Origin of the sequence: Segatella albensis DSM 11370 = JCM 12258 (assembly GCF_000426565.1) — a bacterium.
Classification (GTDB): Bacteria; Bacteroidota; Bacteroidia; order Bacteroidales; family Bacteroidaceae; genus Prevotella; species Prevotella albensis.
In genome coordinates this window covers 13,770-31,829 of record NZ_AUFP01000011.1, presented here as the reverse complement: position 1 = coordinate 31,829, position 18,060 = coordinate 13,770, and the positions used below count along the sequence as shown (strand labels likewise).

At 39.6% G+C, this 18,060-nt stretch carries 16 protein-coding genes and 1 tRNA gene; 4 read left to right on the top strand and 13 right to left on the bottom strand.

All coding sequences use genetic code 11. The features are described from left to right. The first annotated feature begins 13 nt into the window (after positions 1–13). Both K333_RS0107665 and K333_RS0107660 read left to right on the top strand, forming a co-directional pair. Positions 14–1,285 (top strand): methyltransferase RsmF C-terminal domain-like protein, encoded by a 1,272-nt coding sequence (locus tag K333_RS0107665; protein WP_024990269.1) that lies wholly within the window; start codon positions 14–16, stop codon positions 1,283–1,285. 21 nt (positions 1,286–1,306) lie between these two features. After that, positions 1,307–2,101, top strand: coding sequence for a thymidylate synthase (locus K333_RS0107660; RefSeq protein WP_024990270.1), 795 nt, complete (start codon positions 1,307–1,309; stop codon positions 2,099–2,101). A 20-nt stretch (positions 2,102–2,121) separates the two neighbouring features. On the opposite strand, the gene K333_RS0107655 is transcribed toward K333_RS0107660, so the two are convergent. The 10 genes from K333_RS0107655 to K333_RS0107610 form a co-directional block, all read right to left on the bottom strand. Then, positions 2,122–2,604: a dihydrofolate reductase gene (locus tag K333_RS0107655; RefSeq protein WP_027452531.1), complete on the bottom strand. Its 483-nt coding sequence runs from the start codon at positions 2,602–2,604 to the stop codon at positions 2,122–2,124. Further along, on the bottom strand, positions 2,594–3,103 hold the full coding sequence (locus K333_RS0107650) for an Lrp/AsnC family transcriptional regulator (RefSeq protein ID WP_024990271.1): 510 nt from the start codon (positions 3,101–3,103) through the stop codon (positions 2,594–2,596). The genes K333_RS0107655 and K333_RS0107650 overlap by 11 nt, the downstream gene beginning before the upstream one ends. An 85-nt stretch (positions 3,104–3,188) precedes the next feature. Next, positions 3,189–3,653 (bottom strand): ExbD/TolR family protein, encoded by a 465-nt coding sequence (locus tag K333_RS0107645; protein WP_024990272.1) that lies wholly within the window; start codon positions 3,651–3,653, stop codon positions 3,189–3,191. Further along, entirely contained in the window at positions 3,650–4,198 is a 549-nt protein-coding gene (locus K333_RS0107640; RefSeq protein ID WP_024990273.1) for an ExbD/TolR family protein, read from the bottom strand. Before K333_RS0107640 ends, K333_RS0107645 begins: the two co-directional genes overlap by 4 nt. Then, on the bottom strand, positions 4,195–4,707 hold the full coding sequence (locus tag K333_RS0107635) for a membrane protein (RefSeq protein ID WP_024990274.1): 513 nt from the start codon (positions 4,705–4,707) through the stop codon (positions 4,195–4,197). The genes K333_RS0107640 and K333_RS0107635 overlap by 4 nt, the downstream gene beginning before the upstream one ends. Beyond that, on the bottom strand, positions 4,704–5,435 hold the full coding sequence (locus tag K333_RS0107630) for a MotA/TolQ/ExbB proton channel family protein (protein WP_024990275.1): 732 nt from the start codon (positions 5,433–5,435) through the stop codon (positions 4,704–4,706). Before K333_RS0107630 ends, K333_RS0107635 begins: the two co-directional genes overlap by 4 nt. 15 nt (positions 5,436–5,450) lie before the next feature. Next, positions 5,451–5,538, bottom strand: a tRNA-Ser gene (locus K333_RS0107625). A 228-nt stretch (positions 5,539–5,766) separates the two neighbouring features. Beyond that, a complete protein-coding gene (locus K333_RS0107620; protein ID WP_027452530.1) occupies positions 5,767–6,573 on the bottom strand; it encodes a TatD family hydrolase in 807 nt (268 codons plus the stop codon). Further along, positions 6,573–7,547, bottom strand: coding sequence for a polyprenyl synthetase family protein (locus K333_RS0107615; protein ID WP_024990276.1), 975 nt, complete (start codon positions 7,545–7,547; stop codon positions 6,573–6,575). The genes K333_RS0107620 and K333_RS0107615 overlap by 1 nt, the downstream gene beginning before the upstream one ends. Before the next feature lie 8 nt (positions 7,548–7,555). Continuing rightward, positions 7,556–8,290 carry an energy transducer TonB gene (locus K333_RS0107610; RefSeq protein ID WP_024990277.1) on the bottom strand — a complete coding sequence of 245 codons (735 nt, stop codon included), beginning with the start codon at positions 8,288–8,290 and terminating at the stop codon, positions 7,556–7,558. Positions 8,291–8,399: 109 nt separating this feature from the next. Here K333_RS0107610 and porQ point away from each other — a divergent pair, with 109 nt between their 5' ends. Both porQ and cmk read left to right on the top strand, forming a co-directional pair. Further along, entirely contained in the window at positions 8,400–9,344 is a 945-nt protein-coding gene (gene porQ / locus K333_RS0107605; protein ID WP_024990278.1) for a type IX secretion system protein PorQ, read from the top strand. 5 nt (positions 9,345–9,349) lie between these two features. Next, positions 9,350–10,039 (top strand): (d)CMP kinase, encoded by a 690-nt coding sequence (gene cmk / locus K333_RS0107600; RefSeq protein WP_024990279.1) that lies wholly within the window; start codon positions 9,350–9,352, stop codon positions 10,037–10,039. A 447-nt stretch (positions 10,040–10,486) separates the two neighbouring features. On the opposite strand, the gene K333_RS0107595 is transcribed toward cmk, so the two are convergent. The 3 genes from K333_RS0107595 to K333_RS0107585 are packed head-to-tail and all read right to left on the bottom strand — an operon-like array spanning position 10,487 to position 17,923. Further along, positions 10,487–11,356, bottom strand: a complete 870-nt coding sequence (locus K333_RS0107595; RefSeq protein WP_024990280.1) for a 4-hydroxy-3-methylbut-2-enyl diphosphate reductase — start codon at positions 11,354–11,356, stop codon at positions 10,487–10,489. Positions 11,357–11,385: 29 nt separating this feature from the next. Next, positions 11,386–12,444 (bottom strand): DUF1573 domain-containing protein, encoded by a 1,059-nt coding sequence (locus K333_RS0107590; protein ID WP_024990281.1) that lies wholly within the window; start codon positions 12,442–12,444, stop codon positions 11,386–11,388. Between the two features lie 7 nt (positions 12,445–12,451). Beyond that, entirely contained in the window at positions 12,452–17,923 is a 5,472-nt protein-coding gene (locus K333_RS0107585; protein WP_024990282.1) for an alpha-2-macroglobulin family protein, read from the bottom strand. Positions 17,924–18,060 lie beyond the last annotated feature (137 nt).

The window sequence follows — 18,060 nt, the reverse complement described above, 5'->3', positions numbered from 1 at the left end:
ATTTGCAAATGATATGAATATTCCAGAAGACTTTAAAATATATACCAAAAAATTGATGGGAGAAGATCTCTTCAATATTTTGATGGACGGCCTTCAATCTGATACTCCTGTGAGTATTCGATTAAACCCTTGGAAATATGATACCAGTCACATACAGGTCGTTGACAGCCAAAAATCTGTGCCTTGGTGCAAAGATGCTTGGTATCTGAGAGATCGACCAAACTTCACATTCGACCCTCTCTTACATGCAGGACTTTATTATGTGCAGGAAGCATCATCCATGTTTCTAGACCATGTTCTTCGGCAACTTGTGAAGAAGCCTATTGCGATGCTCGACCTTTGTGCTGCTCCTGGAGGAAAAACGACATGCGCCATGTCGGCATTACCCGAAGGAAGCACGTTGTTTTGTAATGAGCCAATGAAGACTCGCTCTCAAATATTGAGTGAAAATATCCAGAAATATGGTAATCCGGACATCACCGTTACCAACAATTTCCCACGCGACTATAAGAAGTCTAAACTACAATTCGACGTCATACTCACAGATGTTCCCTGCTCCGGAGAGGGTATGTTCCGAAAAGATGAAGGGGCCATCAATGAATGGAGTTTGCAGAATGTAGAGAAATGCTGGAAACTTCAACGTGAGATTGTCAGTGACATCTGGGAATGCCTAAAGCCTGGTGGCATATTGATTTATTCCACCTGCACATTCAACGCTCACGAAGATGAGGAGAATGTCAATTGGATAGCAAACGAACTCGGAGCTGACTTCATTGATATTCCCGTTCATGAAGAATGGAACATTACAGGAAGTTTGATCGACGACAACCCTGTTTATCGATTTATCCCTGGCAAAACTTCTGGAGAAGGGTTGTTCATGGCTGTACTCCGCAAGCATGGGGATTACATATATCATTATCAACACAAGGATTATGAGGGGACATTCAAAGGACTCCATGTTTTAACGCATGGTATCAAAGAGGACACGATAAAGGGCAAGAACAGAATTCCAGACCAGTCAAAGGCGCTGTCTATCCTATCCGATAAGGATGTATATGCTAAGGTAAACGTTGATTGGCTACAAGCTATCAATTATTTAAGAAAAGAAGCAATCGTACTTCCTGAGGATGCTCCTAAAGGTATCGTTCTTATCACATATCAGAATATTCCTATAGGATTTGCAAAAAACATCGGCAACAGAGCCAACAACCTTTATCCGCAGGAATGGAAGATCAAGAGTTCGCACTTACCAGAAGTGGCTACTGAAGTCATTAAATTGATATAAAAACAGACCAAATAGAATACAATGAAACAATATCTAAACTTACTCGACCGAATATTATCAGAAGGTGTCAAGAAAGGCGACAGAACAGGTACTGGTACTCTTTCTGTCTTCGGTAATCAGATGCGCTTCAACCTTGAGGATGGTTTTCCACTTCTAACAACCAAAAAGTTGCATCTCAAATCTATCATCTATGAACTGTTATGGTTTCTCAAAGGAGATACCAACGTGAAATATCTACAGGAACATGGTGTAAGGATTTGGAATGAATGGGCTGATGAGAATGGTGACCTCGGACCTGTATATGGTCACCAGTGGCGCTCATGGCCTGACTATAAGGGTGGTACCATCGATCAGATACAAAATGTCCTCGAACAGATTAAGAACAATCCAAACTCACGCAGAATGATTGTTTCTGCATGGAATCCTGCCGAGGTCGACGATATGGCTCTACCTCCTTGTCATTGTTTATTCCAATTCTATGTTGCCGAAGGGAAATTAAGTCTTCAACTTTATCAAAGAAGTGCGGACACTTTCTTAGGGGTACCTTTCAACATAGCTTCTTATGCTCTTCTACTGATGATGATGGCACAGGTAACAGGACTCAAGCCAGGAGAGTTCATACATACAACCGGTGATACACATCTTTACTTGAACCATCTTGAGCAAGCAAAGCTGCAATTGACACGCACTCCTCGCCCACTGCCCCACATGCATTTGAATCCAGAGGTAAAGAGTCTGTTTGATTTCAAATATGAAGACTTTGAATTAACAGATTACGATCCATGGCCACATATCCCAGGGAAAGTATCTGTATAAAAAAATAAGGGATAAAAAAATTATCCCTTCACATAGTCGACGAACGCATATCTTATAGGATGTTGTTCGTCGATTTCATATTGCTGACGATTTACTTCTTTCCACCCTTGATACGAAGGAAAGAAGACATCTGCTTTCTCTGGGGTCGCATCAATCTCTGTAAGACAAAGACGATCTGCTATCTTCAAGGCTTCTTCGTAAACACTTGCCCCACCAATAATATAAACTTCTTCATCCTCTGCGCAATGACTTAAAGCATCTGATAAAGAGCTATATACCTCACATCCCGGGAAGTCGTTTTTACTTCTACTGAGAACGATATTACGGCGATTAGGCAAGGCACCTTTAGGAAGAGACTCAAAAGTTCTGCGCCCCATTACAACTGTATGACCAGTCGTGAGGGCCTTAAATCGTTTTAAGTCCTCACGAATATGATACAACAATTGGTTCTGATAGCCTATAGCGCGATTTGCCGCAACGGCAGCAATAACATTAATCTTCATTCTCGTCATCATCTAGGTCATCATCTTCCTCTTCGAAATCATCAAGAATTGGAAGTTGACGGTCTATGTCTGTACTGAATGAGATAATCGTTTCACTACGTGACAAACCTAAAGGCTGCAAACGGTCATGAATAATTTCCATCAGATTATGATTATTACGAGCATACATCTTGATGAACAAGTCCATTGCGCCCGTAGTAGCATGACATTCAATAACCTCTGGAATTTTCTTCAGTTTCTCTACGACCTTGTCATGATCCTCAGGATTCTTCAGATAAAGTAACACGTATGCACAAGTTTCATAACCGATTTTCTCAGGATCAATAATAAACTGTGAACCTTTAAGGACACCTAATCCCTGTAACTTAGCAATACGCTGATGAATAGCTGCACCACTTACATTACAAGCACGAGCTACTTCTAAGAATGGAATACGAGCATCTGCAGCTATCAGCTTCAGAATTTTTCTATCCAATGAATCTAAATTATGTTTTGCCATTATTATATTAATTTGCTGCAAAGGTAGTTAAAAAACACGACATTTGCAACTTTTTCTATTTTTTTTGTTTTAGATTGTTAGTAGTCTACTTTTTACTCTCTGTAGCAGAATAACTAATTTTTAAGGCTTTTGCCTTACGCAATGCTTGTTTTACATCAGTAATAACACCCATTTTGGTAGATTTATCGGCTTTTATTGATACAATCATCTGTGGCATATCTTCAGGCGACATACGATTTTTTTCGGCAGAAACATAATCGGTAACTTCTGCTACATCAACATATTTATCATTCATTTGAATTTTTGTAGAATGATCCCCTGCCGTTGCCATCCCATATGCAGGTTTACCGATATAGATGGATGTCACTGTTGACTTCTTTACTAGGCGTGTAAGTTCTGTACCTTGCGGAACCTGATATTTTACCTTTAGTATAACCTTTCTCATATGGGTTACAATCATAAAGAAGAAGAGCACAGAGAATATCAAGTCTGGCAAAGAGGATGTGTTCAATCCTGGAACGCGATGATTCCCATGATGAAAATCTATCATAGGTTACCTCCTTTCGTTGCAACAGAGTCTACACTTGCGTTTGCATACGATTCAGCGATTCGATTAGGAATCTTATCATTAATAGCATTCTTTTGCTCTTGATTCAATTGATCGTATGCTTTATGATATAGGCGAGCAGAAACACGATTTCTCACTTCATGATAGGCTGAAACCAAAGCATTCTGCATCTTGAAATATGTGTTATAGTCAGCTTCCCGATCAGACTCCAAAGATATCAGATGTTTGGCACCATGCTTCTCGATGAAACTAACAGCATATTGCCGTAGATGCGACACATCAACAGGCTTTTCGTCCATTAAGATCTGATTGTTCGAGGTAAGTTTTAGCATCATTGTAGTTTGCTTGTCTACCATCGATGTTTCAATATTCTTATTCTTACTTTCGGCAGGCAACTGTCTGTTAAGACCTTTGTCTGTGTCCATTGATGTTGTGACAAGGAAAAAGATCAACAACATAAAAGAGATATCTGCTGTTGATGTTGTATTTAAACCTGGAACTTCGCGATGACGATGCTTAAATATCATTTTCTTCCTCTCCTGATATATCTTGTAGCACCAAATATTACAGCTCCGAATGCAACGATGAGCAATAATATTGATGTAAATATAAACATATCTGAAACCTTAAGCCAAATCCAATCACCAAAAGGTTTGCCATTAATAATCATCGAAGTTGAAGAGGAAACCAAGAATGTCAGCACCAGTGCTACAGCAGTACCTCCCCAAACGAAGCGATTGATTCTGGTTTCTGGTATTCCGTCTTCATCTTTTTCACTCTTCGGCGCTGTACGGTAATCCTTTATTATTGAATAAACCGACAAACTAACAGAGCCCAAGAACAATACCCACATGAGTAAAATCAGCACATCCGTGAAAAGAGGGGCATTAAAATCTGGGTTATCAACAAATGGTTCATCGTAACCAATCAGGAAAAAACAACAGAAGACGAGAACCGTTATGGCCAACAAACCATAAAAGATTCGCTGGGACAACTGCTCCGTTGATTTCTTTCTTAAATTACGACCGAATTTCATTTTCCCTCCTTATATTTAGAAATGATGTCTAACATAGAGATGGCTGATTCCTCCATCTGACTTGTCAAATGCTCGATCTTACTGAGTATATAATTATAGAACATCTGAAGTATCAAGGCTACGATGATACCAAAGATTGTTGTTATCAAAGCTACTTTCATACCGGCAGCAACGATTGTAGGACTGATATCACCGGCTGTCTGAATCTGGTCGAAAGCCATTACCATACCTATCACGGTTCCTAGGAAACCAAGTGAAGGGGCCATGGCGATAAACAAGGTAATCCACGAACAGCCTTTCTCTAAGTTAGAGGCTTGCACAGAACCATAATTGCTGATGGAGCGTTCTATGTTGTCTATGCGGTCATTAATTCTCAACAATCCCTGATAACAGATAGAAGCCACTGGGCCACGCGTGTTGCGACACAAATCTTTCGCACCCTCGATATCATCATTCTGTACTTTCTCTTCTATGTTTTTCATCAGATTCTTTGCATTAATTTCTGAGAGACTTAAATAGATCAGGCGCTCTATGCAAAAGGCCAAACCTATAATCAATGCCAATGCCACAAGCGACATAAAGCCGGCATTACCTTCGATAAACTTGGTCTTCAAAGCCTGATGAAATCCACCTTCACCAACTTCATCCTGCGCCATCATGACAGGTGCGTAAGAAAACAATAGAAAAGTGATAGCTGTAATTCTTGCTATTAGATGATTCTGTTTCATATTCATATCAATTAGCGGAAAGAGGGGGATTCGAACCCCCGAAACGCTTTAGGCGTTTACACGCTTTCCAGGCGTGCCTCTTCAACCACTCGAGCATCTTTCCCTTTTTGGTTTTACAAAAATATCGTTTTTAAACTATATATTATAAATTCTCATGTTATTTTAAACATCTTTAATTATTCGTCGGCTCATGTTTTCATCGAGAACAGACTTTTCTTTTTATGCAGTTAACTTCGTAAGCTGATGCAATTAACTTCGTAAACTGATACTGTTAACTGCATAAGCCGATGTAGTTAACTGCATAAAAGGCTCTTTCCTAACGCCTTCATAATCAGATTCCAAAAACACGTTTTACATTTGCATTCGTAATCTGTGCGACCTCTGTTTCTGATACTTGATAGCAAAGGGCTAACTGCTTCAGAACTTCCTTTACGAATCCACTCTCATTACGTTTTCCGCGATATGGGACAGGGGCCATATATGGGCTGTCGGTTTCCAAGACAATACGCGACAAAGGAACTGCTGCAGGGAGATCTTCACGAAGATGACTACTCTTGAAAGTGAGTACCCCTCCAATGCCTAGAACGAATTTGTCAAACTTCAAGTATTCTTCGGCCTCTTTCTGATTTCCCGTAAAACAATGGAATACGCCACCCGGAAGATCGTTCTCATAATCTTTCAGGATATGAAGTAGTTCATTCTGAGCTTTTCTACAATGAATCATCAGAGGGAGGCCAGTCTCTACAGACCACTTTACCTGTTCTTCAAAGGCTTGCAACTGTTCTTTCTCGAATTCCCTACTCCAGTAGAAATCCAGTCCACACTCTCCTATTGCTATATATTTTGTTACAGTATCTCCTTGGGCGATAGAACCGTCAAGTCGTTCTTTCATGACATTCAGCACCTCTTTCCAATCTGCCTTTACCTCTTCCGGTTGCAAACCAATCATCGGCAAGCAATATTCGGGATAGCTTCGGCATACCTTCGAGACGCTATCGATACTATTCTTATCGACACCCGGAAGAAAAATCTTTGAGACACCCATCTCTTTAGCACGAGCAATGACCTCATCCAAGTCTTCTTTGAACTCCTCGCCATCGAGATGTGAATGTGTATCTATGAAAGTATAGTTCATCATCAATACTTACGCTTCATCATTTTCTCGGCATAGTGTGCCAGTTCTTCTTTTCGCTCTTCACTAACACTTACAGCCTGCAAATACTTCTTACTCTGTTCGAAATACCAGTTTATCTTGTCTATCGCCATCTTATCAATACCGATTTCATTATAAAGTCGAGTTATCGCCTGTACTTTTTCATTTCTATCGAAATCTACAGCAGAAACCCATTTCTCCAATTCTGCACGCTGTTCTGCATTAGCATGATTAAAGGCATTAATAAGCATATAGGTTTTCTTATTAGACGTGATGTCACCACCAATAGCCTTACCGAAGATTTTCGGGTCACCATATACGTCAAGATAATCATCCTGCAACTGGAAAGCCAAACCTATCTGCTCACCAAACTTATATAAGTTTTCCTGATCTTCTTTTGAGGCATCGGCCAAGATAGCACCCATCTTCAGAGCACAAGCTAACAATACACTTGTTTTCAGACGAATCATCTCGATATATTCGTCTTCTGTCACATCATTACGGGTTTCAAACTCCATATCAAACTGCTGACCTTCACCAATCTCCAAAGCTGTTTCGGTGAAAAGATTCAGCACATCACCCAAATGCTCAGCATCACATTGTGCCATACGTTCATAAGCCAGCACAAGCATTGAGTCACCTGACAGAATCGCCGTATTGGCATCCCATTTACGATGGACGGTAGGTTTACCTCTGCGCACATCAGCATGATCCATCAAATCATCATGCAACAGAGTATAATTATGGTATGTTTCGAGTGCTATTGCATTCATCAATATCTTTTCCGGATTCTCACGATAAAGATTATAAGCCAGCAACATCAAGGTTGGACGAACACGTTTTCCACCCATTGAAAGAACATATTTTATTGGCTCATACAAAGATTTAGGGTTACGATTATATGGTAACTTATCCAAATAATCATTTACTATCGCAAGAATTTCATCAGCTGTTAACATAATATTTATTAGATTTTAAATACAACAGGAATAGCAAAGAGGGTGCGACATGGTTTATTATACATGACACCCGGTTTCCATTTTGGCATAGCTTTTACCACACGCAATGCTTCGCGATCCAATAATGGGTCAACAGAGCGAGATACCTTGATATCAGCCATCGTACCGTCTTTATTGATAATAAAAGAAATCACGACTTTACCTTGGATGTTCTGTTTCTCCGCAAGAGCCGGATATTTCAGATTCTTATGTAGATATTTCATCAGTTCAACCCATCCTCCAGGGAATTCTGGCAACTGTTCTACAACTCTGAAATGATAAGGATTGTCATCAGAGGTGAGAGGTTGTGGTAATGCGGTCGTAATATTCGAAGAAGCCACCTCGCCTTTTTGCTCTTTTCCATCTCCCTCGGCGTTAGCATCCAGAGATACGCCTGTGTTTGGGCTAATCTTTTCTGTACTCTGAGGCTGTTGGTTTACTGCTTTCATTTTCTCTGTAATCGCCTTAGAAGCAGCTCCAGCGGTAGGTTCTACAGAAATCATATCCTTTTGCTCTTCTTGATGGAGTATTTCCATATCTTGCGCCATATCTTCCAAAGCATCTTCATCAGCACCAGAATCATCAGGACTCGTAGTATACTGTAAGCCTACAAAGATAAGCGATAAGGCCAATATCAACCCTAATAGGAAACCCGTTGTTCGTTTTCCTTCAAGGTCTACCTGTATAGATTTCTTTATTTCCAAAGTGATAATATTTCTTTTACTTTATCGTTATATATAACGAAAACTTACGCAAAGTTACTTCTTATATTTGAAAAAAGGTGTATCTTTGCAAAATAATTTGGATTTTTAAATGAAAAAAGTCATTTTTGTCATTCTTTCGTCGTTTCTTTCGACAATATCCATGGCCCAAGAGAGTCAGACGGAATATAATTTTCTTCGTCTTCCGGTCAGCGCTCATGCAGCAGCTCTTGGTGGTGACAACATATCTTTGATCGAGGATGACGAATCGCTTATTTTCAGTAATCCATCTTTACTTTCTTCCGTAAGCGACAAGACTATTGTCCTTAACTACATGAACTATATGTCGGGCTGTAACACAGCTTCTGTGGCTTTCAATCGGAATTTCGGCGAACGGGCTTCTGCTGCCCTCTCTGGTCAATACATCAATTATGGAAGCATGAAACAAGTGGATGAGAACAATATCGTTTCGGGAACATTCTCTGCCAAAGACATTTCCATCGCCGGATATTTTTCTTACCTCTTAGGTCATAACATTGCCGGAGGAATTGCTGCCAAGTTGATTACCTCATATATTGGAGACTACAACAGTCTGGCATTAGGAGTGGATTTAGGCCTCAACTATTATAATCCTGATAAGGAATGGTCTGTTTCTATTGCTGCAAAAAACCTTGGTGGGCAGTTAAAGGCATACAATGAAGAATTCGAACGAATGCCCATCGATGTACAAATCGGTACGACAAAAAGACTCATCAACGCTCCATTCCGCATATCAGCAACACTTGTGGACTTGAACCATTGGAATTATAAATTCATCAAACATGCTGTGGTAGGAATGGATATTCTTCTATCCGAAGATATATGGGTAGGCCTGGGATATAACTTCCGAAGAGCCAACGACATGAAAATACAGAGCGGTGAGGAAGAAAGTAGTCATGGCGCAGGACTCAGTCTTGGTGCAGGACTATATCTAAATAGATTTAAACTAAATCTGGCTTACGGGAAATATCACATTTCAAGTCATAGTATGATTATAAACGCAGCTTATAGCTTATAAAGAATATGAAAAAGATAACAATTGCAATTGATGGTTTCTCTTCTTGTGGAAAGAGTACAATGGCCAAGGACTTGGCCAAAGAGATTGGTTATATCTATGTCGATACTGGTGCTATGTATCGTTCAGTAACTTTATTCGCACTTCGAAACAACTTATTCGATGCAGACGGCAATATCAACATTGAAGAATTGGAGAAGTTGATGCCTGAAATCAAGATTTCATTCAAATTCAATCCTTCAACAGGTCGTCCGGACACTTACCTCAATGGTGAACTCGTAGAAAAAGAAATCCGTACACTTGAGGTTTCCAATCATGTAAGTCCTATCGCTACCATACCATTCGTACGCAAGGCTTTGGTAGCACAGCAACAGCAGATGGGAAAAGAAAAAGGTATCGTGATGGATGGTCGTGATATCGGGACAACAGTATTCCCTGATGCGGAACTAAAGATATATGTCACAGCTTCACCTGAAGTAAGAGCACAACGTAGATATGATGAATTACAGGCTAAAGGTATGCCTGCCAACTACGAGGACATCCTTAAGAATGTCCAAGAAAGAGACTATATCGATACTCATCGCGAAGTGTCACCTCTAAAGAAAGCAGAAGATGCGCTTGAACTGGACAACAGTCATATGACAATTACAGAACAAAAACAATGGTTAATAGAGGCTTTCAAAAAAGTCGCTAAGTGATAACAAATGCTAAACTCAATAAAAAAATCACGGATTTTCTTGATTTTTTTGGATGTTACATAATAATCACTTACCTTTGCACTAAAGTAAGATGATTAAGTTTTTGTTTATGTTAAATTATCATCTTCGATAGGTAAAAACGATAGATTATAAATTTTGAGTTAATTACTGTTTTATGAGAAAAGGGGCGGCTTCGTGAGAAGCTACCCTTTTCATTTTTATGTATATTACCTTATTCTATTTCAAATTTCTACGATAAACAGCAGGTGACTGTCCGTAACGTTGCAAGAATAAGCGATGGAAAGTCTGAAGAACAGGTATTCCACAATCTTTACTTAGACAAGTTTAATTTATTAATCTAATCGTATGCAAATATAACGATAAAACAAACACAAACAAAGTATTTAATTATCCTTATTATCCTAATTTATCTTTGTTGTTGTCCTATTATTTCTTCACACTCCACAATATATAGTCACGACACTCTTCCATAAGCCACTTTGGAGTACTCGTTGCGCCACAAATTCCTACAGTTTTCACACCTTCAAACCAAGTTAAATCTATCTCTTCCTTACTTTCTATCTGATAGCTGTTAGGGTTCACGCTTTTGCACTCATTAAACAAGACTTTACCATTACTGCTTTTCCGTCCACTCACAAAAAGCACGAGATCGTGTTTTGATGCAAATCCTGCTATATTAGGCATTCGATTGGCAACCTGTCTGCAGATGGTATCAAAGCTCTTGAATTTTCTGCCTTCCGCTATATGGGTCTGTATATATTGGATAATGCGATGGAATTCATCCAGACTTTTCGTTGTCTGTGAATAAAGATAGATATCCTTGCAGAAATCGAGTTTCTTCACATCATCAAATCGCTCGATAACAATAGCTTTACTTTCTGTTTGTCCTACCAAACCCAACACCTCAGCATGTCCATTCTTTCCAAAGATGACAATCTGAGCATCTGGATTTTCGGCATACTGTTTCTTTATTCGTTTCTGCAACTGAAGAACAACGGGACACGTTGCATCGATAATCTCAATATGGTTCTTTTGTGCAATAGCATAAGTCTCTGGTGGTTCACCATGTGCTCGTAACAATACTTTTACATCATGAAGTTCTTTTAACTGTTCATGGTCGATGGTAACAAGTCCGTTCATACTAAGGCGTTTCACCTCCATACCATTATGGACAATATCGCCAAGGCAATATAATGTTTTACCTGCAGAAAGTTCTTCCTCCGCTTTTTTTATTGCAGTAGTCACACCAAAACAGAATCCACTTCCGTTATCAATTTCAATCTTTAATTCTTCCACTTTATCTAATATATTTTCTTTCGATTATTCTATTTTACAACAACTGGTATCATCACCTTACCGTGATCGGGGTCATTTGTTATCATGAGAATTCTTGGTTTCGTACGCGCTTTCTTAAGAGCCTTCGTCAATACCGTAATTTTCATCTTTGTACTTTCTCCCGGAGCCAGTTTGGTATCTTTCAATGACACTTCCAATCCCATCGTGAACATCTGCAATGAACGTATCTCTAATGTAGACTTCCCGACATTACTAATCTCTATGATGCACTTTCCCTTTTTACTTTTTATATCCGTTAGAACGACAGAGTCTTGAGACAACCGCAATTTGGGAGCATTTACCAACTCCTCATCTGTCAACTTCTGAAAACTAGGAAGCAACACGGTTGATACGGAAATCTCATTATCATCAGAAACTTTATCACCCAATTCATCTCCCAGATAAATATTTGTCTGGGTAAGTCCGAAATCACGAAGCTTTCTGGAATCCAATGTCAGATAAATCGTTCCACTAAGTCCAGGGGCCAGTTTCGACGGAGAAACCACTGCCGACAAATAAGGAGGAAGATGCAACATATTGGGAGTCAGTACTTGATTACTCTTATTGATGATATGTAATTGCTCAACAGGTCGTTCTCCTCTATTTACATTATCGTATTCCAGATTATCCTTGTCAACGCCAAGTCCTCCCATCTGATAAGGATACTTACCCGAGAAATCAACAACATCCCTAACGACAACGCCTCGCATCGTCAAAATAAGCGGTTCTTTATCTGCATTGCTATAAATCCCAACCAACTTATTGAAATGTCCCATCTGTCTGGAGTCGAAAGTAACATTCACAGAGAACTTTTCATTTACACCTATTGGCTTCTGAGGATAATCAACAACAGTACATCCACAACTTACCTTTACAGTTTTTATAACTAAAGGTTTAGAACCTATATTCTGCATCTCAAAAGATGAAGTAACAGGTCGATTATATACTATCTGCCCACAGTCTGCGACATCCGTCACCATAGAAATCTTTTGTGCATTCGCTGTAGAAAATCCACAAAGAGCACAAACTATATAGATGATTCTTCTCATAACCTTTTCATTTAACTGTTATCACTTCGCCCTTAGCAATGCCTCTAAATTCTGGACTGTATGCACTCTGTACTACACAACTTCCACTTTGATACTTGCCAGCACGATCAATATAATACTCGGTTTCTATCTTATGTATTCCTTTACTTAAACGATCAATATAGTAATTTGTTGTCTCATCCCGTGGGGTAATATAATATCCCCAACGATAACCACTAAGTTGGTTTACGGGTTCAAAGCAAGCAGGACGTTTATCCACAACTTCTACAAAATCATAATCACGGTCGGCAAGAATCGTAAGTTGAACTTTTACACGATTACCTATTGCAAATCCATCTTTTGCGATTACTTTACGTTCTATCTTTATTCCTGTAGAAGCATTCTCTACATCACTCGACTTCTGCTGGAACTGTGCATAGATGTTTCCCCAGCTAATACCTTCACCGGTCTTCTCTGCATTCAAAGTCTGATGTTTACCATCAACAACGGTTTTTACATAACCTAATCTATCAGAAGCATCCAAAACTTTTCCATCAACCTTCAGCACTGTATTCTCTGTTTTTCTTCCTTCCAAGAATCTCTCATTTCCTTTCAGGAAAGCATATACAGCATCTACGGTATTGATAGGTGTATCCCATGCTTGTGTACGTTTCGACTGTAACAACCAGCGCTGCATTTCCTCTATAGTATTCTTATCGGTTGGGGTGAGAAGTTGCAAAGCTTCTATGGCAGCGGTCTGTGAAGGAATCTTATAGTCAAACCAACTATATTCGGCCTTTGACGTATCAAAATAGCGCCCCAGTTCTTCACGATAGACCGTATATTCTTTCAAACTCTGCAAATGTTCTGCTGCCTTTTCATTTCCATTTAACGACAAGATAACAGCAGCATTCGCCTTACCGTAAATCGATAGCATAGCATGCTCATCTGCAAGATGGTTCAACAGATATTTTTTATCCTCCTGAGCTTGTATGTCTAGTGTCCGTCCATCTACAGATAGTAAATAAAGATAATGAAGAGCGACATCAGAAGGCATGATATTCTTATAACCTTTCTTCTCTTGTTTCTTCATTTCCACTACCTCCTTATGGATTTCTGCTGACATATACTTAAAGGCAAGGGTCAGCATATTACGAGTTGAGGTCTGCATACCGACAAGGTGATTTAGTCTGACAAGCGTCTCACTTACAGCCACAGTCATATACAAACTTCCAGGCATTCCCGGCCACCAGCTCCACGAGCCATTACCATTTTGCAGAATACTCAATTGTTTCGTTTGTTCTTTCAAGCGAGCATCCATACCCGTATTGTCGAGAAACTCTATCAGTTTCCGTTTATTTTCAACTTCTCGATTAGCAGCACTTAGCCATGGTGTTTCATCGAGAGAGAGAGCTTTCAGTTCGTCATTCTTCAGCAGATTACTCGTCAACGAATTTTGCTCATCTTTTTCAGTCTTCCACTGCTCTACCACATTCTTGATATGTTCATTGGAATTCAAGATAAACTTACCTATAGTATTCGCATAGATAGCAGAAACCATACTGATAGCATCCTTCTCGCATGGATTGCTGATAGAAGGAAGTGCCTGTATCATCATCCATGCAGGTTGATTTGTATATTCTATCGTATAGCTGACCTTTCCTTGAGCCGTTGATGGCACCATACTAGCCATATCTATCACCTTATGACCTGCTGTCACCTGTGTAAAGGTCTTGGTACGGGTTACCAATTCTGTATTTCTGAGCACAGGAAGATAATGTTGTTCCCCATCACTAAAATCTCCACCTTCTACACTTACCCGAGCGACCAGGATAGCCGGTGTTTTCTCTGTAGCCTGATAATCGAAAGTAACCGGCAAAATCTCTGAATCTACATTTCCTGCCATCAATACTTTCTGCGTCTGACTATACACTTGTTTACCTGTCTCGGCATCAAGAAGTAGAAGTTTTGCCGTGGCCTTCATCTTCTTGCAAGAGGAATTCGTTACCATAGCGGTTATCTTCACTTGGTCACCCACACGTATAAACCGAGGCATATTAGGTTGAATCATCACCTTCTTATTAGCGACGACTTCATCCTCTATACTTCCATATTTCATTTCCTTATCATGGGCCAATCCCATAAACTTCCAAGTTGTCGTACTTTCAGGAAGGGTAAAACGAACAGCCACAACACCATTCTTATCTGCCACCAGCTGAGGTTGCATAAAAGCGGTTTCGTTCAGGTTCGCCCTCATCTGAACAGTTTCTTTTTTAATATCCTGAGATTGACGTGGGAATACAGGCATCTGCTCTACAACATCAAAGACACGACTTTCCTTAGAAGAATAACTACGGGAGTCTTTCATAGAAGATTGCTTAGTCAGCAACATAACATTCGTTGCACGTGTCCCTACATTCTTTCTCATTTTATGCTTACCAAAACCATACGCGATAATCTCAGAAGAACTACTATATGGGTCTAAATAGAATCTTGCGATATCAAGGTTTCTATATGGGAAGTCATCCTTATAAGACATGGAGCGTACAAATGAGTTATTACTCAAATAGTCTAAATTACTCCGCCAACTTACGATTGGTGTATTATGATAGAGATTATACGAGAAATTCCACTCATGCTTATAGATATCATCAAGACTCTTATCATAGAGAACTGCCATCATCTGTGCCTTTGCTGGTGTGCCATCAGAATTGGAAATCTTCAAAGTCCATGTCTCCTTCTGACCAGGGACTAGATGATTACGGAATGTCTCCCATCTTACATTCAACTCCTTATCAGGTACCGGTAAACTGATATGGAAGGACTCGCTATATTTCTTCCCGTCTTTTAACCAACAGTAGATGATCGTTATGCCCTCACCATATTCCTTCTTATACTTCCATTCTCGTGTAATGATAGAATCACTGATCTCTGTTGTTCCTTGTTCGATTACCTTATGACCAGAGAATACATTATATAATACATGAAGATTTTTCTCAGAACTACCGATTTGAGTAACAACGGATTTCCCATCATTTCGGAACTTTGTAGAATTTTGATAAAACCATATTGGGGTCTTTATCACAGGACGGTGATCATGAAGAGAAAAGATTGTGAAATTCTGCTTCAAGGAATCAGTTCCACAGAAAGCATATAAGGTATGCTCACCTGTTGTCAGATGTGAGATGCTCTCACTCATGTTACATTGTTCATTAGAATTGACGACAAACTCTTTCCCTTGATCAATTCTATATCTTACTTGAGCAGGAATATCTACCGCCGATATATTGCGATACTTGAATACCACAGACTTCAACGAATCCTTTTCAAACAAAGTTGGCAGGTTACAACTCAATATTGTAGGATGATTACTTACAGGAAGGCTCATAGATGCAGAATGTGTCTCTCCATTCAATGAAGTAACAAGAGCCTCAACCTGATAAGAATAGAAGATGCGGGATTTCGTTTGATCTTCAACAGCGAGTGTCAATGGTAACTTCACTATAAAGTTGCCATTCTCATCAGTATTCAGTTTCTCTTTCTGTACAATCTCCGTAGAACCATTACCCCACCATCGATACATCGGTCTTCTCGTTACCGTATATTGTACAGACGCATTCTGTACAGGAATGCCATTGAAGCCCTTAGCCAGGCCCTTCACCTGTACAGTATCACCGAACTGATATTTCTTTTCGACTTTCGGTAACTTCACATCAAAGGTAGGACGCTTGTATTCCTCAACTTTTATTCCAGTCTGACCTTTAGAAGAACGCACATAATACATTCCGGTCAAACCCGTCTTAGGCAACACAAAATCTACAGCAGCAACTCCAAATTCATCGGTAACGACATTCTTGGTCTCTACCACCTTTCCGTTGGCATTCGACAATTTGATTTCCACCTTCTTACTTGGCAACACCTTACTATCTTTATGCTCCATCACCTGATATGTAAGAACACTTACCTTAACCATCTGTCCGGGGCGATAAAGACTACGATCCGTAAAAATCTGCTCGCGTTCATCTACTCTCTTACTGCCATCAAAATAATAATTACCACTTACATTTGATTTTGGTGCATACCCATCATCTGGTGTAAAAGCATAGATACTGTTTGGTCGTTGACCATCATAAGAATATACGACCTCACCATTCTCATCACAGGAGAGTTCCTCTGATTTCTTATTCCAATAGAGTCTCACCTTAGCATGAGCAAGAGGATGCCCCGTACGGGCGCTCACCACCGCAAGGCGCATTTTCTGCCCCGGTAATTTCACGTATTCCACAGCAACATCACTCACATAATAGAAAGACTCCGACACACCGATATTCTTGTCTGATGCCACCTCTATCCAATAAGTTCCTTGTGGTAAACCAGCAATCTCAAAAGAATCTTCCTGAATACGATAATCAGGTTCACAATTATACTTACGAGTTTGTTCCCACACAGCAGACTTTGCTATTTTACGCTTGATAAGTTGATAATCCTTGGCATTATATATTCTCAAATTATGATCAGCCGTCAAATCTACTTTATATATTTTCACCGTCAAACTCGACAGGTTTCTAATCTCCCGTACTTTCGCCACCTGCTTCTTACCAACGATAGCCTGCTGGGGTATTTCAACATTGAACATAGGATATGTCAAGTCTCGCAAGTAACTCTTAAAGACATTCAGATGAGGCCATTTTCCCCACTTATCAAGAGCATATTTCAGAAATTTCACTTGTTCATCGACACTAACATCCTCACAATCCTGCATATAAGAATAACGCAGTATTGCGAACTCGCCAGCCTCCGGCAAATCACCATATACCTTCATCAAAGAATCCAGTGTTGAAAGATATTTCGACTTTTTCGCCTGATACCCATCAATCTTCTGATTCTTATCAAAATCCTTTGCTGCGCAAATACATGCAGCAGCACGATTTCCCACGCGAGTATAATAGTCATACATCGTGCGATAATCTTCGACCTCAAAACCTATGACATGAAGTAGATCTCTATTAAAGATATGGTCATCCAATCCATCTTTGAAAAGAGGACTATAATCGCCCGTCTTGCAAGCGGCCAACCTTTCAGGATGAAGCATAGCCTCTCTATAATATGTTTTACTCTTCACGTCAGCACTATCTTCATCACTAAGCCAAGCGCGATAATACTTACCCAGCACACATTTATATACATCCGACATCACCGGATCTGTATCCCGAAATTTCACTTCCTCATCAGCCAATCGATCAATCAACAGTTTCACGGAATCATTACTGATAAGTCCCTGCACCGAAATATAATGAATCCTTGCCGACAACAACTGACCATAATCTTTATCAGCCATAGCCTTCGTGATGATTTTATCTAATATTTTCAGTTCAGACTTAGGTAAATCTCGGTTCTGAGCATTACCAAACTGCTTCCATAGTGAAGGATAACTATCAGCCTTTAAATTTAATGGTATGAAAGTTAGAGCAATGAGAAGAGAAAGTACAAATTTCTTCATATCATAAATCTTTATAATACTTATTTGACCGACAATGATACTTTTATACAAAGTCGATTAATACTATATTTGCAAAGATACTGAAAAAGACCGTACACACCTACTTTATCAAGGTTTTTTTTCAAAAATACACATTC